Source organism: Pseudolabrys sp. (genome assembly GCF_050250095.1).
Lineage (GTDB): Bacteria > Pseudomonadota > Alphaproteobacteria > Rhizobiales > Xanthobacteraceae > Pseudolabrys.
Genome location: NZ_JBFWPH010000001.1, coordinates 726103 through 747312, shown reverse-complemented (window position 1 = coordinate 747312; position 21210 = coordinate 726103). Strand labels below are relative to the sequence as shown.

Below are 21210 nucleotides of genomic sequence, written 5' to 3'. Positions count from 1 at the left end.
TGGCGCGATGCCGCTTTTATGATATGGCCAGTCCCCAACGACAGTCACAACGGGGGACGACGGCCCATGAGTGCATCCAAGAGCTCATCCGCAAAAATCGCACTGGTCACCGGCGCTGGGACCGGCGTGGGACGCGCCGTGGCGACCGCGCTTGCGAAGGCCGGCTACAGCGTCGCGCTGGCGGGCCGCCGCAAGGAGATGCTCGACAAGGTCGCCGGCGAAGTGAACGCGGCCGGGGCGCAGGCGCTGGCGGTGCCCACCGACGTCACCAGCCGCGACTCCGTGCTGGCGCTGTTCTCGACCGTGAAATCGACCTTCGGCCGGCTCGACGTGCTGTTCAACAATGCCGGCATCGGCGCGCCGCCGGTGCCGCTGGAAGACCTGCCTTACGAGACCTGGCAGAACGTGGTCGCGACCAATCTGACCGGCATGTTCCTGTGCACGCAGGAAGCCATCAAGATCATGAAGGCGCAGAACCCGAAAGGCGGCCGCATCATCAATAACGGCTCGATCTCGGCCCACGCGCCGCGGCCGTTCTCGGTCGCCTATACGGCGACCAAGCACGCCGTCACCGGCCTCACCAAGTCGACCTCGCTCGACTGCCGCCAGCACAGCATTTGCTGCGGACAGGTCGATATCGGCAACGCGGTCTCGCCGCTGACCGACCGCATGGTGCAGGGCGACGGCGTGCTGCAACCGGACGGCAGCAAGAAGATCGAGTCGCGCATGGAGGCCGAACACGTCGGCAATGCGGTCGTCTACATGGCCGGCCTGCCGCTCGATACCAACGTGCTGTTCATGACGGTGATGGCCAACACCATGCCGTTCGTCGGACGCGGCTGAGCCGGCTAAATCTTCGGTGCGTCCGGCTGCCTGAGCGGATGCTCGGCGGCAAAGGCCTCGAGCGCCATGCACGTCTCGTAAATGCGCCCGGCTGTGTTGTAGGCGGACGCCTCGCGCGCGCCGAACAGCTTGCAGCTCGCCAGATGCGCGACGAGGCAGATGTCGGCGACGGTCGGCTCGTTGCCGACGCAGAACCGTCCGGTGCGCGGATCGCGCGCCAGCAATTCCTCGACGGTGTGACTGGCGGCATCGAGCCAGTGACGAACCCATTCGTCGACCGCGTCGTTGCCAAAATCGAACCGCTCCTGAAGATATTTGCGCACGCGGGGCACGATGAACGGATGCGCGTCCATCGCGGTTATCTGCGCCAGCGCGCGGGCATGCGCCCGGCCGCGCGGATCGCTCGGCAGCAGCGGCGGATCGGGATAGGTCTCGTCGAGATATTCAAGGATGGCGAGCGACTGCACGAGCGGCGAACCCTCGCCGTCGATCAGCGTCGGCACGACCGCTTCCGCATTGAGCGCACGATAGGCGGGGTCGAACTGATCGCCCTTCAGCAGATCGAGCGTGATCTTCTCCGGCGTCTGCCCCTTGAGCCGCAGCGCGATCCGCACCCGGAATGCCGCCTGCGAACGCCAATAGGTGTAGAGCTTCATGACAGCGCTTCGACGGCGATCGCCGCGCCCGCCCGCACGGCGCGCAGCGACTTCACGTCACCGAGCGCGCGGGCGAAAATGTTGCACGGGCTTGCCAGCCGGCACTCGTCGCCCTGACTGATCGGCGTGCGGCCGAAGCCGATGGCGATCGCCGGACCCTCCGGCCAATAGGCGATCTCGCCCGACGTCACCACGGCGCGGGCGTCCTTTTCGCGGGCGACCCTCACCGGAACGTCGAAATAGACCTCTTCGCCCCACGTCATCGCCGAGGCCTTCAACGGCAGCGCGGCGGCAATGGCTTTCGCGGTCGGAGTATCGAGCAATTCGGCGTCGAGCGTGACGCCGCCGATGGTCATGCGGATCCGGGCCATGATCGTCCCAACGTTGATTTCAGCAAGCTTGGCACTTTTAACGCCGAGCGCCAACGCGCTGCATCAGGACTGCGCCGGCCGGCGCTGCCAGGTCAGCACCAGCACGGCGACGGCGACAAGCATGAAACAGACCGAGGCATAGCCGGGGCCGGTATAGAGTCCGCGCGCATAAAGCATGCCGCCGACGCCCGAGCCGACCGCCTGTCCGACATACAACATCGACGTATTGAGCGCGATTGACGCGCCGGCCAGCGGCGGCGCGGCGATGGCAAGACGGGCCTGCTGCATGGAGTTCGAGGCGAGGAAGCCGAGGCCGGACACCGCAACGCCGATTCCCATCAGCACCAAAATGCCGGCGCCGACGGCCCACAGCGCCGTGCCGGCGATGGTCAGGCCGAGAAAGATCGCGAAGGTCGTCTGCATGCCGAAACGCGGCACGACGGTCGTTGCCGCAATATTGCCAATCAGCGAGGTGACGCCGAAGATCGCGAAGAACAACGCGGCCGTCGCCGGGCCGGCGCCGGTCAGCTTCTCGATCAGCGGCGCGAGATAGATCGTCAGCGAGAACTGGCCGGAGGCCGACAGCAGCGTGATGAACAGGATCAGCGTCAGCGTCGAACTGCGTGCGATGGTGCCGAAGCTTGACAGCGACAGCGGCTGGCCCTGCAAACCCGCCGGCAGCGCGGCGCGCAGCATCAAGCCAACGACGATGCAGAGCATCGCCAGCAAGACGTAGACCGCGCGCCAGCCGACATGCACGGTGATGAAGGTGATGAGCGGCAGGCCGGCGGCGAGCGCCAGGGACCATCCGAGGAAAACGAAGGCAATCGCGCCCGGCCGCTCCTTGTCCGGCACGATCATCGCAACGGTCGCGGCGGCCTGCGGCGTATAAAGCGCGGCGGCAACGAGCATCGACAGCCGCACGGCAAGGACGGTCGCATAGTTCGGCGCCAGCGCGGTCGCGATCCCGCCCGCCGCGACGATCGCCAGCGTGACGACAAGGAGGGTGCGGCGTTCGATGCGCGACGTCAGCCAGGCGCCGACGGGCGAGCTGATGCACAGCACGCCGGCGCCGTAGGTCACCAGCAGCCCGGCGTCCTGCACGCCGACCGAGAGATCGCCCGCGAGCTGGGCGAGCATGCCGGCCGGCGCGAGGATCGACAGACCGACGGCGATGTTGCCGAGCAGCAGCGCGATGCGGGGAAGCAGGCGAACCAAGACGAGGTGTCCGAAACGGCGCATGCGGTTGCCTGCGCCCGTCAGACGTAGGTCGCGGCGGAGCGCAACGCCACAGCGCGCGGCGTCGAAAGTGTTGATGGTTTCGATGAGCGGCGCTGATGTCGGCGGGAAACGCCGTCAGTGCAGGCGGAATTCGCCGTTCACCGCGCGCAGTTCGGCGGGCTTGATCAGCCGCGCATGCGCGACCTGCACCGAATGCAGGGGCCCTTCGAGCTTCTCCTGCCAGAAGGCCAGGAACTTCGACAGTTCCGGGAACGCCGGGAACAGGTCGTAGTCCTGCCAGACGTAGGACTGCAGCAGCCAGCGATGATCCGGCCGGCGGTAAAGGATGTGGGCCGTGGTGAGGCCGTAGCCGGCCACCTGCTTGGCGAAGTCGCTTGAGACCATCGTCACCTCCAGAGAATCCCGTCCCGAGTGTCGGGGGTCTGGAAACGTCATTTCAAGCCGAAGAGTTCAACAAATTGTTTAAAATCAATGCGTTAGTAGCCGTCATGCCGCCCTGCTAACAGGCCTCGGAATGGCTTAAACCCTTGGCCATTAACCATTTTTGATAATTATTGGCAGTCTCGAAAGATGAGTGCTAAAAAATTTTCGGATGGCTCTTGCGAGCCGAAAACCCGCCACCCACCTGCCGGCGTATGGGGTCCCGCCAGGGAATTCTCGCTTCGCGGATGGGTTTCGCGGCGGGCCACCACCAACCTGCATCCTTGTTCTCAGTTTCTGGAGGATACCCATGAAGTTCCGCCCGCTTCACGACCGCGTCGTCGTCAAGCGCGTCACCGCCGATGAAAAGACGGCCGGTGGCATCATCATTCCCGACACCGCTCAGGAAAAGCCCTCGCAGGGCGAAGTGATCGCCGTCGGCCCGGGCGGCCGCGACGAGAGCGGCAAGCTCATTCCGATCGACCTCAAGGTCGGCGACACCGTGCTGTTCGGCAAATGGTCGGGCACCGAGGTCAAGATCGACGGCCAGGATCTCCTGATCATGAAGGAGTCCGACATCATGGGCGTGATCGAACAGACCGCCAGCAAGAAAAAGGCCGCCTAAGCGCGCCGCCAATCATCCAAAGGACATTCAACAATGGCTGCCAAAGACGTCAAATTCTCCGTTGACGCGCGCGATCGCATGCTGCGCGGCGTCGACATCCTCGCCAATGCGGTGAAGGTCACTCTTGGCCCCAAGGGCCGAAATGTCGTGCTCGACAAGTCGTTCGGCGCTCCGCGCATCACCAAGGACGGTGTGACGGTCGCCAAGGAAATCGAGCTCGAAGACAAGTTCGAGAACATGGGCGCGCAGATGGTGCGCGAAGTCGCCTCGAAGTCTTCGGACTTCGCCGGTGACGGCACCACCACCGCGACCGTGCTCGCGCAGGCGATCGTGAAGGAAGGTTCCAAGGCGGTTGCCGCCGGCATGAACCCGATGGACCTCAAGCGCGGCATCGACATCGCCGTCGAAGCCATCGTCGAGGACCTGAAGAAGAACTCCAAGAAGGTCACCTCGAACGAAGAAATCGCCCAGGTCGGCACCATCTCGGCCAACGGCGACAAGGAAATCGGCGACTACCTCGCCAAGGCCATGCAGAAGGTCGGCAACGAGGGCGTCATCACTGTCGAGGAAGCCAAGTCGCTCGAAACCGAACTCGACGTCGTCGAGGGCATGCAGTTCGACCGCGGCTACATCTCGCCCTACTTCATCACCAACGCCGACAAGATGCGCGTCGAAATGGATGACGCCTATCTGCTGATCTACGAGAAGAAGCTGTCGGGCCTGCAGGAACTGCTGCCGCTGCTCGAAGCGGTGGTGCAGACCGGCAAGCCGCTGCTGATCGTGGCCGAGGACGTCGAGGGCGAGGCGCTTGCCACGCTCGTCGTCAACAAGCTGCGCGGCGGCCTCAAGGTCGCGGCCGTGAAGGCCCCGGGCTTCGGCGACCGCCGCAAGGCCATGCTGCAGGATATCGCGATCCTGACCGGCGGCCAGGCGATCTCGGAAGATCTCGGCATCAAGCTCGAGAACGTGACCGTCAACATGCTGGGTCGCGCCAAGAAAGTGATGATCGACAAGGAAAACACCACGATCGTCAACGGCGCCGGCAAGAAGGCCGACATCGAAGCCCGCGTCGCGCAGATCAAGGCGCAGATCGAGGAGACCACCTCGGACTACGACCGTGAGAAGCTGCAGGAGCGCCTGGCCAAGCTCGCCGGCGGTGTTGCGGTGATCCGCGTCGGCGGCGCCACCGAAGTCGAGGTGAAGGAGCGCAAGGATCGCGTCGACGACGCGATGCACGCGACCCGCGCCGCGGTCGAGGAAGGCATCCTGCCGGGCGGCGGCGTCGCCCTGCTCCGTTCGGTCGAGGCTCTCAAGCGCCTGAAGACCGTCAACGACGACCAGAAGACCGGCGTCGAGATTGTCCGCAAGGCGGTCCAGGCCCCGGCCCGTCAGATCGCCACCAACGCGGGCGAGGACGGCTCGGTCATCGTCGGCAAGGTGCTGGAGAAGGATCAGTACTCCTACGGCTTCGACGCCCAGAACGGCGAATACGGGAACATGATGACCAAGGGTATCATTGACCCGACCAAGGTTGTGCGTGCGGCGATCCAGAACGCGGCTTCGGTCGCGGGTCTCCTCATCACCACCGAGGCGATGGTCGCCGAAGTGCCGAAGAAGAACGCGCCCGCTCCGGCGATGCCGGGCGGCGGCATGGGCGGGATGGACTTCTAAGTCCAGACCGCGACTGCCAAGAATGCGAAGGGGCCGCTCACGCGGCCCCTTTTCTTTGCCGGTCTTGTGAAGCGAAGACTCTGGAAATCGGGTCGCATCCGGCGGAACGCCGCCGTAAGCTGGCGGCATGGCAAAGACAAAAAGCGACAAGAGCGGGACGATCTATTCCGGCATCGGCGGCTGGACCTTCGAGCCCTGGCGCGGCGTGTTCTATCCCAAGGGTCTGCCGCATGCGAAGGAACTCACCTATGCCGCCGAGCGCCTCACCTCGATCGAGGTGAACGGCACGTTCTACTCGACCATGAAGCCGGCGACCTACCGCAAATGGGCGAGCGAGGTGCCGGACGACTTCGTCTTTGCGCTCAAGGGTCCGCGCTATGCCGTCAACCGGCGCGAGCTTGCCGGCGCGGGCGACTCGATCAAGCGCTTCATCGGCTCCGGCATCGACGAGTTGGGTAACAAGCTCGGCCCCCTGCTCTGGCAGTTCGCGCCGACCAAGAAGTTCGATCCGGCCGACTTCGGCAACTTCCTCGAACTGCTGCCCGAGAAAGCCGGCAATCAGACGCTCCGCCATGTCCTCGAAGTCCGCCACGACAGCTTCATGGCGCCCGACTTCATCGCGCTCGCCCGCTCGTTCAGGATGCCGATCGTATTCTCCGAGCACGCGACCTATCCGGCCATCGCCGACCTCACCGGCGACTTCGTCTATGCGCGGCTGCAGAAGGGCGACGAAAAGCTCAAGACCGGTTACGCGCCGAAGGCGCTCGATGCCTGGGCGAAGCGCGCCGAGACCTGGGCCAAGGGCGGCGAGCCGGCCGATCTGCCGAAGGTCGAGAAGAAGAAAGCCGACAAGACGCCGCGCGACGTCTTCATCTACTTCATTCACGAGGCCAAGGTGCGCATGCCGGCCGCGGCCATGGCGCTGATCGAGCGGGTATCGGGATGACGAAGACAGCAAAGAAGGCGACAGCGAAAAAACCGGCGGCCAAGAAAACAAAACCAAAGAAAGCCGCGGCGAAGCGCGGAGGCACGCCGACCCTCTTCACCATCGGCTACGAGCTGGCCAAGCCCGCCGCCATCTTCAAGGAACTCAAAGACGCCAAGGTCGACATTCTCGTCGATACGCGCGCCGTCGCCGCCTCCCGCCGCCCCGGCTTTTCGAAAACCCAGCTTGCCGCCGGGCTCGATGACGAAGGCATCGCCTATGTCCACCTGCAGAAACTCGGCACGCCGGCCGAAGGCCGCCACGCCGCCCGGGCCGGCGACATCGAAACGCTGTGGAAGATCTACGACAAATACGTCAGGAAACCGGAGCCGCAGGAAGCGCTCGACGAGCTGATCGCTCTCATCAAGTCGAAAAAGCGGATCGCACTCCTGTGCTATTGCCGCGATCCGAACGCCTGCCACCGCAGCCGCATCGTCGCGCTGGTGAAGAAGCGCATGACGATCAAGGTCGAGGACTTGATCCCGCCGCTGATGTAGGCTGCGGAACCCCTATTCGGCCGGCTGCGCGGCTGCCGCATGCCGGGCCTCGATGCTGACGATCAGCGACACGAGGCCGAGCGTCGCAAAAAACATCAGCAGCGCGATGATCGCGTTGACGCCCAGCACCAGGCTGAAGCCGCCGCTGTTATGCAGCAGCGAGATCATCGCCACCGACGCGCCCGCGCTGATGAACAGCGTGAAATAGCGCACCGCATAGACGCGGCCGCGCCAGGCATCCGCCGTGTAGCGCGCGAGGATCATGTCGTTGACGGTGACCTGCCCGTAGATCGCCGCAATGGCGACCGCGAGCGCGATCAGCAGCGGCACGCCGGTCGCATAGGTCGCCCACAGATTGCCGGCAAAGCCCAGCGCCGTCACGATGGCGAAGATCGTGTGCGGCGCGATCCATTCGACCAGACGGCCGACCGCAAGCTGCGCGAGCGCGCCGCAGACCAGCACCGCGGTCGCGATCGAGCCGACCACCGACAGCGACACCGTCATGCTCATGCCCTCGTCGACGATCTTGGGCAGCGCGATGGTGAGAATGTTGAAGACGAGGCCGGCGCTGATCGCAATGACGAGGAACAGGCCGAACAGCGCGACGGCGGTTTTCGCCGTCAGCGGCACCGCCGGCTTCGACACACGCTTCTTGATGTTGTGGCGGTCGTCCGGCGTCATCCAGACATAGACGATGCCGGTGGCGATGCAGAGCAGCGCCGGCAGCAGGAACGCCGCGCGCCAGCCGAAATAGGTCGCGAGCGCGGCGCTGACGCCGGCGGCGAGCGAGACGCCGAGATTGCCGCAGACGCCGTTGAAGGCGAGCGAACGCCCCCGCGCGCCGGTCGCCTCGATCAGCATCGCCATGCCGACCGGGTGATAGATCGCCGCGAACATGCCGAGCAGGAACATGCCGGCGCTGAGCCAGAACAGGTTCGGTGCGAACGCCGTCAGCACCATCGACAGGCCGCAGCCGACATAGAACGCCGCCATCATGTTGCGGCGGCTCCAGCGGTCGGCGAGCCAGCCGGCAGGCAGCGAGAACAGGCCGAAGGCGACGAAGGCCGTGGTCGACAGCGCGATCAGCTCGCTATAGGGCCGCTGGTAGATTGCCTCGAGACCGATCACCACCGTCGGATAGATCAGCAGAACGAAGTGGTCGATCGCATGCGCCCAGTTGAGAAAGACAATGGAGCGGCGGTTATCGGCGGCGAGGTGAGCGGCGTCGGTCATTGAAAAATCCGGGCAATGGTGGCCGGCCCGGAATCGGGTGGCCAGCCCACGATATACCCCTTGCCTTTTGGCGATGTTAGGTCGATTTTCGTCTTGTTTGTGCCATCCCGCAGGAGGCCGTCGTGCCGCGCACCCAGCCGGTCTACCGCCGCAACCTCGACGACGCGCCCCGTCCGGTGGCGGTGATGGCGAGTTCGCTCGCCGCCGGCCACGCCATCCCGTTCCACCTGCACCGGCGCGGCCAGTTGCTCTACGCGGTCTCCGGCGTCATGCGGGTTGAGACCGAGCGGGCGGCCTGGATCGTGCCGCCGGCCCGCGCGCTGTGGCTGCCGCCGCAATGGCCGCACAGCGTCGCCATGCGCAGCCATGTCGAGATGCGCACGATCTATATCGACCCCGCGACCTGCGAGACGCTGGCGAAGCAGCCGGTGCTGGCCGAGATTTCCGGCCTGCTGCGCGAACTGATCCTCGCCCTCTTGAAAGAACCGGCGGAGTACGACGAAACCAGCCGCGGCGGAGCGGTGGCGCGGCTGATCCTGGACGAGTTGGCCCGGCTCAGCGAACGGCCGCTCGATGTGCCGATGCCACGCGATCCACGCGCGTTGCGCGTCGCCCGCGCGCTGCTCGACGACTGCCGCATCGACTACGACCTCGACCGCTGGGCGGACGAAGCCGGCGCCAGCCGCCGCACATTGGCGCGGCTGTTCCGAAGCGAGACCGGCCTCGGCTTCGCGGAATGGCGCGCCCGGCTGCGCGCGATCGACGGCCTCGCCCGTCTTTCAGCCGGCGCCTCGGTCGCGGAGACGGCCGCCGCCGTCGGCTATGCCAGCCCGAGCGCCTTTTCGGCGATGATCCATCGCACGCTGGGCGGCCCGCCGCGCCAACTCATCCGCACAGCCTAACGCCCATAGCGAAATCCTATCGTTCATTCCGCGACGTGTTTACACATCGAGAAAAACGCGCTTTGCTTGCATCGAGGCTCGCAAGTTCTCCTGGGTTGCGTTGAGGGACTGGGGAACCTCGATGTTGCTTTTGCGTTGGGCCGGCGTGGCGGCAGCCGCCGTCACGGCGTCGATGATGTTGTGCGGAGTGACAGGCGGTGCTTCCGCGGGAAGCAGCCGGCCCGGCGAGACGCTTTTACTGTTTTCCGGCACCGACCTCTGGCGCAACGGCCTGTTCACGCATGGCGGCCTGCTGTGGTCGCCCGACGGCCTCGCCCGCGAGGGCTTCACGTTCAAAATGGCGGTTGCCGGCGGCGCCTATCGCTACACATCGGGTGCGCTCGGCAACGCGACGGTGCTCGGCCGCGAGTTCAAGGCATCGGTGTTGCCGGGCTGGCGCTTCAAGTTCGACCGCACCGAGATCAAGATCTTCGCCGGCCCGGAAATTCAATCGCATGGCACGAGCCCTCAAGACCCCGGCACAAGTCTGCGCGGCACGCGGGCCGCGTTTCGCATGGCGTTCGAGTTTTGGCACCAGCCGACGCCGTGGACCATGCTTGCGGCCGACATCACGGCCTCCACGATCTCGGATAACGACTACGCCGTGCGCCTCGCCGCCGGCTGGCAGATGATGGAGAACTTCTATGCCGGGCCGGAATTCCAGGTCTGGTCCGACGAGGACTACCGGCAATACCGTCTCGGCCTTCACCTCACCCGCGTCGTCATCAAGACCGAGGAATGGTCGCTTGCCGCCGGCTGGGCGACGGACAGCGACGACCGCGACGGCTTCTACACGCGGATCGGCGTGCTGACGAAGATGTAAAGCTCGCGCCGTCAATCGAGCGTGCGGCGGAAACGGCGCACCGCGATCGTCATCGCCACCAGCATCAGCCCGAACATCGCCAGCGCCTCCATGTGCAGGTCGGCGACCGTCGAGCCCTTGAGCATGATCGCACGCACGATGCGCAGGTAATGCGTCAGCGGCAGCATCTCGCCGAACCATTGCGCCCAGCGCGGCATGCCCGCGAACGGGAACATGAAGCCCGACAGCAGGATGTTCGGCAGGAAAAACATGATCGTCATCTGCATCGCCTGCAGCTGGTTTTGCGCGATGGTCGAGAAGGTGTAGCCGATCGACAGATTGGTCGCGATGAACAACGTACTGAGGCCGGCGAGCGCCAGCAGACTGCCGAGGATCGGCACGCCGAACAGCACGACGCCGAGGCCGATGATCAGCGCCGCCTGCAGGAAGCCGACCAGGATATAAGGAATGATCTTGCCGAGCATGATCTCGACCGGCGTGATCGGCATCGACAGCAGGCTTTCCATCGTGCCGCGCTCGATCTCGCGCGTCACCGACAGCGCGGTGAAGATCAGCATGGTCATGGTCAGGATGGTGCCGACGAGACCCGGCACGATATTCAGCTCCGTCTTGCCCGACGGGTTGTAGCGCGCATGGGTGCGCATTTCGAAGGTCGGCGTGCCGCCGTCCGGAATCGCGCGCTCGTGCTGGAGCGCGGTCTGCACCACCTGCCCCAGCGCCGACAGCGCCGAGCCCGAAGCGACCGGGTCGGTCGCATCCGCGATCACCAGCATCGGCGGCTTCTCGCCGCGCCGCAGCGCGCGCTCGAAACCGGCCGGAATTTCGACCGCAAACAGCACGGAGCCGGACGCCAGTAGCCTGTCCACCTGCCCTTCTGTGTCGGGCAGTTCGGTCACCTTGAAGTATTTGGTGTTGCGCAGCGCCGCGACGATGGCGCGGCTGACGTCGGTGTGCTCCTGGATCAGCACCGCGGTCGGCAGATCGCGCGGCGTGGTGTTGATCGCATAGCCGAACAGCAAGAGTTGCATCAGCGGCACCATCACGATCATGCCGAACGACACGCGGTCGCGCTTGAGCTGGATGAATTCCTTGATCAGCATGGCGCGGGTGCGCAGCCAGAAGCCGGCATTCCGGTCGCGCAGGCCCCGCGCTCTGGGCAACATCTGGCTCATTGGAAATTGTCCTTCGCCTTGCCCATCAGGTCGATGAAGACATCCTCGAGCGAGGGCTCCGAGCGCGTGAAGGCCAGCGCCTTGCGCTCGCGGTAAGGCGCGATCGCCGTTTCCAGCGCGGCCCCGTCGCGGCCCGACACATGCAGGCTGGCGCCGAACGGCGCGACCATGTCGATGCCGGGCAGCTTGGCCAGTTCCTCGCCGAGCGGCGCGAGGTTGTCGCCGTCCGACGCCGTCACCGTGTAGGTGGTCAAGTGCGCCTGCGCGATCACCTCCTCCACCGTGCCGCGCGTCAGCAACTCGCCATAGGCGATGTAAGCGATCTCGTGGCAGCGCTCGGCCTCGTCCATGTAATGCGTCGAGACCAGTACGGTGAGCCCTTCCGCCGCGAGCGCGTGGATCTCGTTCCAGAATTCGCGCCGCGCTTTCGGGTCGACGCCCGCGGTCGGCTCGTCGAGCAGCAGCAGCTGCGGATTCGGCAAGGTGCAGGCGCCGAGCGCGAGCCGCTGCTTCCAGCCGCCGGACAGTTCGCCGGCCAGTTGCTCCTCACGGCCGCCGAGCCTGAGCCGCTTGATCGCGGCGCGCGCCGCCGCGACCGGCTGCGGGATGCCGTAGACGCGCGCGACGAATTCGAGATTCTCGCGCACCGACAGGTCCTGATAGAGGCTGAAGCGCTGCGTCATGTAGCCGACCAGCCGCTTGATCTTGTCGGTCTCGGTCAGGATGTCGTAGCCGAGGCAGGTGCCGGTGCCCTCATCCGGCGTCAGCAGCCCGCACAGCATGCGGATCGTCGTCGTCTTGCCCGAGCCGTTCGGGCCGAGGAAGCCGTAAATCTGACCGCGCTGCACCTGCATCGACAAGTTACGCACCACCGTGCGTCCGTCGAACGATTTGGTCAGGCCGTGGACGTCGATGACAACGTCCTTGCCGTTCGGCTTGTCGGTGCGGCTCGCGACCTCCACGCTCACTTTGGCGCTCCGGCGCTTTGCAGCGCGACGCCGACCGGCTGCCCGACGCGGAAGGCCGACGGCTTGTCGGGCTTGGCTTCCATCAGGAAGACCAGCTTCGCCCGCTCCTCCATGCTGTAGATCACCGGCGGGGTGTATTCGGCGTTTTTCGCGATGAAACTGACCGTCGCGGTCAGATCCTTCTCGCAGCCGTCGCAGGAGACATTCACCTTGTCGCCGATCGCGATGGTCGGCAGCCGTCCTTCCGGCGCGAAGAAGCGGATTTTCATGTTCGAGGGCGGCAGCACGGCGACGACGGCGCGCGTCGCCGGCACGGTTTCACCGATCCGGTAGTAGACCTGATGCACGGTGCCCTCGACCGGGCTCGACTGGCTGCGGCGCTTCAGCCGGGTTTCCGCCCATGAGAGATTGGCTTCCGCCGTACGCAACGCAGCCTGGGAGTCGTCATAGTTCTTTTGCGTTCCGGCCGCGCTCTTGAGCAGGTCGCTCGCGCGCTCGAAAGCCTGCTTGGCATTGGTCACCGCCGCCTCGCGCACGGTGACGTCGGATTTCTGCAGGTCGTCGTCGAGCGAAAACAGCGGATCGCCCTTCGCAACCTTGTCGCCTTCGCGCACGCTCAAGGTCTCGACGCGGCCGGCCTCGTCGGAACTGACATAAATGAAGTCGGCCTCGACCCAGCCTTGCAGGGCCTCGTCACCCTTCTTGCCGCAAGCGCCGAGCGCCAAGGCGCTGGCGAGCGCTGCGGACATACAGAGATTTCGCATCGACGCACTCATGACGTCCTCATGACGGCTTCTTGGGGAACAGCAGATTCATGTGAGCTTTCATCATCGCCTCGACATCGAGCGGCGCGAAGCGCTCGAACAGACCGTTCCAGACGATGGCGACGACGCCGGCGGAGGCGACAATCTGCGGAAAACGCGCGAGATCGCCCGACACCTCGCCGCGCGCGGCGGCGCGTTCGAGCAGCGCCCGCATCGCGGTCATCACCTGCGACAGCACCTCGCGGTAATAGAACTCGGCCAGCTCGGGAAAGCGCGGCCCCTCCGCGATCATCAGCCGGATCACGTCGCGCCGGTGCGTGTTGTAGACCTCGCGCGCGAACATCTCGGCAATCTGCTCGCCCAGCACGTGTATCGGCACGTCCGCCGCGCCCATCGCCGCGATGTTGCCGACGACCGGCGTGAGCATGCCGCGCACCAGTTCCTGAAACAGGTCCTGCTTGTCGCGGAAGTAGAGATAGATGGTGCCCTTGGCGACGCCGGCGCGCCTGGCCACGTCGTCGAGCCGGGTGTCGGCGAAGCCGCGGGCGGAGAACTCCTCGAGCGCGGCGGCAAGGATCGTCTCGCGCTTTCCCGGAACGGCGGCCGGGCCGGCGGCGGAGGGCGCCGCTGCGCTCCGGCTGGCGGACGGTTTCCGCCTACCCCTGCCCGTCGTGCTTGGTTTCTTCGCCACGCTGCGCTCTGTTTGCCAATATGACTGACCAGTCAGTCATATCTAGCACAAGGCGTTCGCCCGGCCAAGAACCAAATTTAAGAGCAAAAGAACGGAGAAAGAGCCGGCGCTTACGGCCGAAAAACCGGCGGCGGTGCCGCCCTTAGCCCTTGGCGTCGCACAGGAAGGTGCGGATCACACAGTCCTTGCCGCCCTGCTTGTAGCAGGACTTCAGCGCCTGGTTCTGCGCGCGGCCGAGCCGCGGTCCGGAGGCCCAGCCGTGCGCGCCGCAGGGATTGGTGCCGTCGACCGCGAAGGCCGAACAGCCGCGCGTGACTTCCGCGACGATCTCGCAGCCCCCGCCCTGACACTGCGACAACGCGCTCTGCCGCGCGGAGGCGAGCGTCGGGAAATCGAACGCCTGCCCGTAGGCGCCGCAGGAGCCGACCGCCAGCGCACCGGCGGCGCGCGCGGTCGCGACCGTCACGACCATGACGGCCGTGGTCGCAATCAGAAGCGCCCCTACGACGAGGGCGCGCAATGCCGGGGTAGCAACGTCGCTCATGTGGCCTCAGCTCCTGCCGCGAAATAAGCGGTGAGTCGCAGGCCCGATCAATGATTCGAATCTCAGGCGCGTTCGATTTCCGCCTTGACCGCCGATAGCGACTCGGGAGTGTCCACGTCCGTCAGCGCGGCCGCCGAATCGACCGGCACTTCCGCGACGGCCTCGCCGTAGCTGCCGATCAGGTAACGCGCCCCGACATCGCCCTGCACATTCATCAGGTCGTTGAAGAAACGGCGCGACCACACCACCGGATTGCCGCGCCTGCCGTCGATCACCGGCACCACGACCAGCGCGCCGCGCTCGGGATCGAACGCGGCAAGCAATTTGTCGATCAGGCCGGCGTCGACTTGCGGCATGTCGCCGAGACAGATGATCGCGCCGTCGGCATTGGCGGGCACCGCGGCGATGCCGGTGCGCAACGAGGTGCCGAGGCCATCGGCGTAATCCGGATTGTGCACGACCGACACATCGAGACCCTTGAGCGCGGCCTCGACTTTCTCGCGCTGATGCCCGGTAACGACGATCACCGGCCGCGCCTTCGAGGCAAGCGCCTGCTCGGCCGCGATACGCACCAGCGGCTTGCCGCCGATATCCGCGATCAGCTTGTTGACCGCGCCCATCCGCGTCGAGCGGCCCGCTGCGAGCACGATCGCCGCGATCGGCTTTGCCGTCTCCGCCTTCTCCTTGTCGCGCGGCTGCGGCCGCGTGACGATTTCCATCAGCAGGCCGCCGACGCCGAGGCCGGTAATGTCCTCGCGCTGCACCGGCAACCCCGCGAGCAAGCGCATCAGGATCCAGTCGAAGCCGTTTTCCTTGGGGCTACGCGCGCAGCCCGGCGCGCCGAGCACGGGCCGGCCTTGCGCCGAGGCCACCAGCATCAGATTGCCGGGATCGACCGGCATGCCGAAATGCTCGAGCGTGCCGCCGACCTGCTCGACCGCTGCGGGAATGACATCGCGGCGATCCGCGATGGCAGAGGCGCCGAACACCAGCACGAGCTCCGCTCCGGCTTTCAGCATGTCGTCGATCGCCGCCGCCAGCGCCGCCTGCTCGTGCGGCACACGCTTCTCGGCAATGATGGTCGCACCGGCCGGCGCGAGACGCTCGGCCGTCACCTTCAATGTCTTGTCGATCACTTTCGGCGCGAGCCCCGGCAGCAGCGTCGAGACAACGCCGACCTTCCCGATCTTGTACGGCGCGACGCGCACCAGCGGCGTCGTTGTCTTCGTCGCGGCGAGCGCCGCGTCGCGGCCCTTCTCGCTTACCGCGAAGGGAATGATCTTCACCGTGGCGATCATCTCGCCTTCGACCACCGGCTTGAACGCCGGCAGCGTCGCGAAGGTCACCGCCTCGTCGACGCGGTTGAGCCGGTCGATCGCGTCCTTGTCGACCACCAGCACGCCGGCCGCGTCAGCAAACAAATTGCAGCGCCCGGTAAAGGCGCGGTCGAGCCGCACGCCGTCGCCCGCAACCGCCTGCGCGATTTCCGCCGCGGCGACGTCTTCCGGCACGTCGCCGTCCTCGAGCCGCGCCACCACGATCTCGGCGACGTCCGCCGCCTTCAGCGCCGCGACCTCCTTGGGTCCGATCTTGGTGCCTTTCTTCAGCACGAGATCGCCCTTGCGGATCGAATGCACCGCGGTCGCGCCGAGCGCGTCCTCAGGCGGCAGCGGGCCGAACTTCATGCCGCCACTCCGGTCTTGCGCGCGCCGGCGCCCTCGCCGCTGTCCTTGCGCAGCCGCAGCGTGATCTCGCCCATGATGGCGACCGCGATCTCGGCCGGCGACACCGCGCCGATATCGAGTCCGATCGGCGCATGGATGCGCCCGATCACCTCATCGGACAGGCCCTGCCCCTTGAGCCGCTCGACACGGCGGCCATGCGTCTTTTTCGAGCCGAGCGCGCCGATGTAGAAGCACTCGCGCTGCAGCGCGTGGAGTAATGCCGGATCGTCGATCTTGGGATCGTGCGTGAGCGCGACGAAGGCCGTGTAACGGTCGACATTCAGGGGCGGCAGCGCCGTGTCGGGCCATTCCGCCAGCACCTTCACCTCCGGAAACCGCTCCGGTGTCGCGAAGGCGGTTCGCGGATCGACGATGGTGACGTCATAGCCGAGCAAGGACGCCACCGGCGCCAGCGTCTGGCTGATATGCACCGCGCCGGTGATGACGAGCCGCGGCGACGGCACATGCACCGTGAGGAACACCTTGCCCTGCGGCGTTTCTTCCATGCCGCTCTTGCCGCTGCGCAGATGTTTTTCCAGCAGCTCACGCAATGGGTCTTTCGCCACGTCGGCGGCCTTCACCAGCCGCTGCTCGCCGCTGTCGGTGTTGGTGACGACCACCACGGCGCGGCGGGCGCCGCGTTCCTCGTTCAGCGTCTTGATGAGATCGAGCCGCACGATCAGTCCACCTTCTCGACATAGACGCGGATGGTGCCGCCGCAGGACAGCCCAGCCTTCCACGCCGTCTCGTCGGCGACGCCGAATTCGAGCGTCCTCGGCTTGCCGCTGCCGATCACGTCGAGCGCCTCGGTGATGACCGCGCCCTCGACGCAGCCGCCGGACACCGACCCCAGGAAATTACCGTCCTCGTCGATCACCAGATTGGAGCCGACCGGGCGCGGCGCGGAGCCCCAGGTTTCGACCACGGTTGCAAGCGCCACGCCGCGGCCGGCCTTGCGCCAGTCCTCGGCGGCTTTAAGGATGTCTTCGTCGCGTGACACGGTCGTCGTCATGGTTCGCCTCCGTCGGGCAGAATTGTCAGGCTACTTTGGAGAGCCAGAGTTTCGGATCGTGCGCGGCGTCCGCCTCGCCGGACAGCGCGCGCACCAGTTCCGTCATCGATTCTAGATTGTGAATGGGCCGCAGTTCGTCAACATGCGGGAGGATTGTGCGCACCCCTCGGGCACGCGCCTCGAACCCCTCGAAACGTAGCAGAGGATTGAGCCAAATCAAACGGCGGCAGGATTTGTGCAGCCGCTCGATCTCGAAAGCCAGCGTGTCGTCGCCGTCGCGCTCCAGCCCGTCGGTGATGAGCAGAACCACCGCCCCTTGCGTCAGAACCCGCCGCGCCCAGTGCTTGTTGAAGGCGTGGAGCGAGGACGCGATGCGGGTGCCGCCCGACCAGTCGGTGACGTGCGCCGAACACGCCATCAGCGCCTCGTCGGGATCGCGCTCGCGCAAGGCCCGCGTCACGTTGGTCAGCCGCGTGCCGAACAGCAGCGTCGTCACCCGCTTCCTCGCATCCGTCACCGCATGAAGGAAATGCAGGAACAGCCGCGTGTACTGGCTCATCGAGCCGGAAATATCCAAGAGCGCGACGATCGGCGGCTCCTTCTCGCGCTTGCCGAGATACTTCAGGTCGATCACCGCGCCGCCCGCCTTCATGCTGGCGCGCAGCGTGCGGCGCAGATCGATCATCTGGCCGCGCCGGTGCGGCGCGAGCCGCCGTGTCTTGACGCGATCGAGCGGCAGCCTGAGTTTCGCGATGGCGTCGCGGGCGGCGGCGATCTCCGCCGCGCTCATCTGGGCGAAATCCTTCTTCTGCAGCACTTCCCGGTCGGACACCGTAAGCCGCATGTCGACCTCGACCTCCGTTTCGTCGCGGTCCTTCGCGTTCATGCCGGCATAGAGCGCTTCCTGGATACGCTGCGCGCCCGGTGGCGGCGGCTGCGGCGCCGACGGCAATGTTTCCGGCAACATCGCCGCCAGCAGCTTGTCGAGATAGCCGCGACGGCGGAAGAAGATCTTGAACGCCTGGTCGAACAGGATCGAATGTTCGCGCCGCTTCACGAACACCGCATGCAGCGTCCAGTAGAAATCGTCGCGGGTCGAGATGCCGGCGGCCTGCACGGCGTTGAGTGCATCGAGCACCGCGCCCGGCCCGACCGGCAGCCCGGCAACGCGCAGCGCGCGCGCGAAGTAGAGGATGTTGTCGGCGAGCGTGCCGGGCTGTTCGCTCATCGCCTTACTCCGCCGCCCGCTGCTCCGACTTCACCTCGTCCAAGAGCTGCTTGACCCTGGTGCCGTCGATGCGCGCGATGTCGTCCTGATACTTCAACAGCACGCCGAGCGTGTCGGACACCGTCGCCGGGTCGAGCGCCACCGCGTTCAACTCCGTCAGCGCGCCGGCCCAGTCGAGCGTCTCGGCGACGCCGGGCGATTTGAACAGGTCTTCCTTGCGCAAGGCCTGCACGAAGGCGACCACCTGCTCCGACAGTTTCTTCGGCACGCCCGGAACCTTGGCGCGCAGGATCGCAAGTTCGCGCGTCGCGCTTGGATAGCCGACCCAGTGATAGAGGCAGCGGCGCTTCAGCGCGTCATGCACCTCGCGGGTCCGGTTCGAGGTGATGACGACGATCGGCGGATGCGCCGCCTTCACAGTGCCGAGTTCCGGGATCGTCACCTGATAGTCGGACAGCACTTCGAGCAGGAACGCCTCGAAAGCCTCGTCGGTGCGGTCGAGCTCGTCGATCAGCAGCACCGGCGCGCCGGCGGCGTCCGGCTCCAGCGCCTGCAGCAGCGGCCGCTTGATCAGGAAGCGCTCGGAAAACACGTCGTGCTCGATGCGGCTGCGGTCACCCTCGCCCTCCGCCTCGGCCAGCCGGATGGCGATCATCTGCGCGCCGTAGTTCCACTCGTAGACAGCGGAGGAGATATCGAGGCCCTCGTAGCACTGCAGACGAATGAGCTTGCGCCCCAGCGTCGCGGCCAGCACCTTGGCGATCTCGGTCTTGCCGACGCCCGCCTCGCCCTCGAGGAAGATCGGCCGCTCCATCTTCATGGCGAGATAAAGCACCGTCGCGAGCGACCGGTCGGCGATATAGTCGGCCTTGCCGAGCAGCGAGAGCGTGGCGTCGATGCTGCCGGGCAGCGGTGTCGTCGGCATTCGTCTAGAGCCTTTTTCTACGCGAACCGGTACCCTTTTTGACACTTTAACCGGTTCAGGGAGCCCCATACATATAGGCCTTGCAGGTCGGCCGCGCCAATTTTGCATTTCAAACGAAGGTCTTAACCGAAAGGGTCCAGCCATGCCGAACACCCAGGTTCTCGAAGGGCAAGCCGCCGGAATGCCGACCATCGATGCCGGCGTGCGGATCGGTCACGTCCACCTGAAGGTCGCGGACCTCGACCGGGCGCTCGCCTTCTATGTCGGCGTGCTGGGCTTCACCGAGACCTATCGCCGCGCCGGCGCGGCCTTCATCTCGGCCGGCGGCTACCACCACCACATCGGCCTCAACACCTGGGAAAGCAAGGGCGGCTCGCCGCCCGCGCCCGGCACCACCGGCCTTTACCACACCGCGATCCTCTACCCGACCCGCAAGCTCCTGGCGGACGCGCTGCAGCGCCTGATCGCGGCGCGCATCCCGCTCGAAGGCGCGAGCGACCACGGCGTCTCCGAGGCGATCTATCTGCGCGATCCCGACGACAACGGCGTCGAGCTGTACTGGGACCGCCCAAAGGACCAGTGGCCGCAGAAGGGCGACGGCTCGCTTGAGATGTTCACCCGCCCGCTCGACCTGCACGACCTGCTGAAGGAACTCGAGCGATAACCTCGGGAATAATCTGTTAATCCGCACGTCCTAAGCTCCGACCGTATCGGAGGACTCGGATGCCGAAAGCGCGCGGATTACATCGGGCTGGCGCGCCTGACGTTGCCGGCATCGATCCCTACTCCCACGAATCCACGGCCGAAGCCGTTGCCCGCCTGACTGAGCTGGTCGAGGCGCAGGCTCGTGTCATCCGCGACTATGAAGCAACAGAAGCCCGTAGCCGCGAAACCTTCGAGCGCGCGACGGCCGCCGCGCGTCTCGGCATGTGGGAATGCGACCTGACCACCGAAACCCTGCAATGGTCGGGCGGCACCTACGACATGTTCGGCATCGAACGCGCGTCGCCACTGGTGCGCAAGCAGACCCTGCCCCGCTATTCCGTCCGCTCGCTCGAGGCGCTGGAAAAAATCCGGAGCGAGTCGCTCGCGCAACGCAAAGGCTTCAACCTCGACGCCGACATCGTCACGGCGCGCGGCATTCAACGCTGGATCAGGATCACCGCGGTCGTCGACTGCGCCGGCAACCGCCCGGTCCGCCTGTTCGGCATGAAGCAGGACATCACCGAAGAGAAAGCCAGGTGGGACCGGCTGCGCTATCTTGCCGAAGTCGACGAGCTGACCGGCCTCACCAACCGCAGCCTGTTCCAGTCGAAGCTGGCGGAGATGTGCGAGACAGCCGATCCCGGCGGCGCTCTCTTGCTGATCGACCTCGACGGCTTCAAGGACGTCAATGACTCGCTCGGTCACGCGGCCGGCGACGAATGCCTGTCCGAAGTGGCGCGCCGGCTCTCGCGCGCCTGTCCGGACGGGCTGACGGTCGCCCGCATCGGCGGCGACGAGTTCGCGGTGCTGCTTGGTCCCGCGTCCGACAAGCCTCATGTCTCGGCGATCGCCGCCCATATCGTCAAAACGATGAGCCGTCCTGTGACATCGCGCTGCCAACGCTTCACCATCGGCGCTTCGGTCGGCATCGCGTGGATCGGCGGTTGTGCGCCGGGGGAGATTTTCCAGCGCGCCGACGCCGCGCTCTATGCCGCCAAGTCCGCTGGAAAAAACGCGTTCCGCTGGTTCGATTCGGGCCACGCACGCGCAAAGGCAACGCGAGCCTGCTAGGGCGCAGACCGCAAATATCGTCGTCGTCCCCGCGAAGGCGGGAACCCATAGTCACTATCGCCTGTCGTAATCGCTGAATCGGAGGCTATGGGTTCCGGC

24 protein-coding genes are annotated in these 21210 nt (G+C 65.9%); 9 read left to right on the top strand and 15 right to left on the bottom strand.

All coding sequences use genetic code 11. The annotated features are described in order from the left end of the window. Nucleotides 1-66 precede the first annotated feature (66 nt). Nucleotides 67-843, top strand: a complete 777-nt coding sequence (locus tag AB7F10_RS03635) for an SDR family oxidoreductase (protein ID WP_428557632.1) — start codon at nucleotides 67-69, stop codon at nucleotides 841-843. Nucleotides 844-848: 5 nt separating this feature from the next. Here the strand turns inward: AB7F10_RS03635 and maiA are convergent, their stop codons facing one another. The 4 genes from maiA to AB7F10_RS03615 all read right to left on the bottom strand — a co-directional run bounded on the left by maiA (nucleotide 849) and on the right by AB7F10_RS03615 (nucleotide 3496). Continuing rightward, complete coding sequence (gene maiA / locus AB7F10_RS03630; protein ID WP_428557633.1) at nucleotides 849-1499, bottom strand: maleylacetoacetate isomerase; 651 nt, start codon at nucleotides 1497-1499, stop codon at nucleotides 849-851. Beyond that, entirely contained in the window at nucleotides 1496-1870 is a 375-nt protein-coding gene (locus AB7F10_RS03625) for a cyclophilin-like fold protein (protein WP_428557634.1), read from the bottom strand. The genes maiA and AB7F10_RS03625 overlap by 4 nt, the downstream gene beginning before the upstream one ends. 63 nt (nucleotides 1871-1933) lie before the next feature. Then, a complete protein-coding gene (locus AB7F10_RS03620) occupies nucleotides 1934-3112 on the bottom strand; it encodes an MFS transporter (RefSeq protein ID WP_428587103.1) in 1179 nt (392 codons plus the stop codon). A gap of 114 nt (nucleotides 3113-3226) precedes the next feature. Then, nucleotides 3227-3496, bottom strand: coding sequence for an usg protein (locus AB7F10_RS03615; RefSeq protein WP_428557636.1), 270 nt, complete (start codon nucleotides 3494-3496; stop codon nucleotides 3227-3229). 346 nt (nucleotides 3497-3842) lie between these two features. Between AB7F10_RS03615 and AB7F10_RS03610 the strand changes: the two genes are divergently transcribed. From AB7F10_RS03610 to AB7F10_RS03595, 4 genes are all read left to right on the top strand, one after another. Next, entirely contained in the window at nucleotides 3843-4157 is a 315-nt protein-coding gene (locus AB7F10_RS03610; RefSeq protein WP_428557637.1) for a co-chaperone GroES, read from the top strand. Nucleotides 4158-4190: 33 nt separating this feature from the next. Further along, nucleotides 4191-5828 (top strand): chaperonin GroEL, encoded by a 1638-nt coding sequence (gene groL / locus AB7F10_RS03605; RefSeq protein ID WP_428557638.1) that lies wholly within the window; start codon nucleotides 4191-4193, stop codon nucleotides 5826-5828. A gap of 127 nt (nucleotides 5829-5955) precedes the next feature. Continuing rightward, nucleotides 5956-6774, top strand: coding sequence for a DUF72 domain-containing protein (locus AB7F10_RS03600; RefSeq protein WP_428557639.1), 819 nt, complete (start codon nucleotides 5956-5958; stop codon nucleotides 6772-6774). After that, entirely contained in the window at nucleotides 6771-7310 is a 540-nt protein-coding gene (locus tag AB7F10_RS03595) for a DUF488 family protein (RefSeq protein WP_428557640.1), read from the top strand. Before AB7F10_RS03600 ends, AB7F10_RS03595 begins: the two co-directional genes overlap by 4 nt. 12 nt (nucleotides 7311-7322) lie before the next feature. On the opposite strand, the gene AB7F10_RS03590 is transcribed toward AB7F10_RS03595, so the two are convergent. Next, nucleotides 7323-8543 carry an MFS transporter gene (locus AB7F10_RS03590; RefSeq protein ID WP_428557641.1) on the bottom strand — a complete coding sequence of 407 codons (1221 nt, stop codon included), beginning with the start codon at nucleotides 8541-8543 and terminating at the stop codon, nucleotides 7323-7325. A gap of 122 nt (nucleotides 8544-8665) precedes the next feature. Here AB7F10_RS03590 and AB7F10_RS03585 point away from each other — a divergent pair, with 122 nt between their 5' ends. Together AB7F10_RS03585 and bcsS are read left to right on the top strand one after the other, a co-directional pair. Next, nucleotides 8666-9445, top strand: a complete 780-nt coding sequence (locus tag AB7F10_RS03585) for an AraC family transcriptional regulator (protein ID WP_428557642.1) — start codon at nucleotides 8666-8668, stop codon at nucleotides 9443-9445. 121 nt (nucleotides 9446-9566) lie between these two features. Further along, entirely contained in the window at nucleotides 9567-10307 is a 741-nt protein-coding gene (gene bcsS, locus AB7F10_RS03580; RefSeq protein ID WP_428557643.1) for a cellulose biosynthesis protein BcsS, read from the top strand. An 11-nt stretch (nucleotides 10308-10318) separates the two neighbouring features. On the opposite strand, the gene AB7F10_RS03575 is transcribed toward bcsS, so the two are convergent. The 10 genes from AB7F10_RS03575 to AB7F10_RS03530 all read right to left on the bottom strand — a co-directional run bounded on the left by AB7F10_RS03575 (nucleotide 10319) and on the right by AB7F10_RS03530 (nucleotide 19335). After that, on the bottom strand, nucleotides 10319-11479 hold the full coding sequence (locus AB7F10_RS03575; RefSeq protein ID WP_428557644.1) for an ABC transporter permease: 1161 nt from the start codon (nucleotides 11477-11479) through the stop codon (nucleotides 10319-10321). After that, nucleotides 11476-12441 (bottom strand): ATP-binding cassette domain-containing protein, encoded by a 966-nt coding sequence (locus AB7F10_RS03570; protein ID WP_428558390.1) that lies wholly within the window; start codon nucleotides 12439-12441, stop codon nucleotides 11476-11478. The genes AB7F10_RS03575 and AB7F10_RS03570 overlap by 4 nt, the downstream gene beginning before the upstream one ends. Before the next feature lie 2 nt (nucleotides 12442-12443). Next, nucleotides 12444-13223, bottom strand: coding sequence for an HlyD family secretion protein (locus AB7F10_RS03565; protein WP_428557645.1), 780 nt, complete (start codon nucleotides 13221-13223; stop codon nucleotides 12444-12446). A gap of 7 nt (nucleotides 13224-13230) precedes the next feature. Then, nucleotides 13231-13902 (bottom strand): TetR/AcrR family transcriptional regulator, encoded by a 672-nt coding sequence (locus AB7F10_RS03560; RefSeq protein ID WP_428557646.1) that lies wholly within the window; start codon nucleotides 13900-13902, stop codon nucleotides 13231-13233. A gap of 142 nt (nucleotides 13903-14044) precedes the next feature. Then, on the bottom strand, nucleotides 14045-14446 hold the full coding sequence (locus AB7F10_RS03555) for a DUF4189 domain-containing protein (protein WP_428557647.1): 402 nt from the start codon (nucleotides 14444-14446) through the stop codon (nucleotides 14045-14047). 62 nt (nucleotides 14447-14508) lie between these two features. Next, a complete protein-coding gene (locus AB7F10_RS03550) occupies nucleotides 14509-16131 on the bottom strand; it encodes an NTP transferase domain-containing protein (protein ID WP_428557648.1) in 1623 nt (540 codons plus the stop codon). After that, complete coding sequence (locus tag AB7F10_RS03545; protein WP_428557649.1) at nucleotides 16128-16847, bottom strand: XdhC family protein; 720 nt, start codon at nucleotides 16845-16847, stop codon at nucleotides 16128-16130. Before AB7F10_RS03545 ends, AB7F10_RS03550 begins: the two co-directional genes overlap by 4 nt. Before the next feature lie 2 nt (nucleotides 16848-16849). After that, nucleotides 16850-17182: an XdhC family protein gene (locus AB7F10_RS03540; RefSeq protein WP_428557650.1), complete on the bottom strand. Its 333-nt coding sequence runs from the start codon at nucleotides 17180-17182 to the stop codon at nucleotides 16850-16852. A 25-nt stretch (nucleotides 17183-17207) separates the two neighbouring features. After that, entirely contained in the window at nucleotides 17208-18410 is a 1203-nt protein-coding gene (locus AB7F10_RS03535; RefSeq protein WP_428557651.1) for a vWA domain-containing protein, read from the bottom strand. Between the two features lie 4 nt (nucleotides 18411-18414). Continuing rightward, a complete protein-coding gene (locus tag AB7F10_RS03530; protein WP_428557652.1) occupies nucleotides 18415-19335 on the bottom strand; it encodes an AAA family ATPase in 921 nt (306 codons plus the stop codon). Nucleotides 19336-19477: 142 nt separating this feature from the next. On the opposite strand from AB7F10_RS03530, the gene AB7F10_RS03525 reads away from it, so the two are divergent. Beyond that, nucleotides 19478-19999 (top strand): VOC family protein, encoded by a 522-nt coding sequence (locus AB7F10_RS03525; protein WP_428557653.1) that lies wholly within the window; start codon nucleotides 19478-19480, stop codon nucleotides 19997-19999. A gap of 59 nt (nucleotides 20000-20058) precedes the next feature. Next, a complete protein-coding gene (locus tag AB7F10_RS03520) occupies nucleotides 20059-21111 on the top strand; it encodes a diguanylate cyclase domain-containing protein (protein ID WP_428557654.1) in 1053 nt (350 codons plus the stop codon). Nucleotides 21112-21210 lie beyond the last annotated feature (99 nt).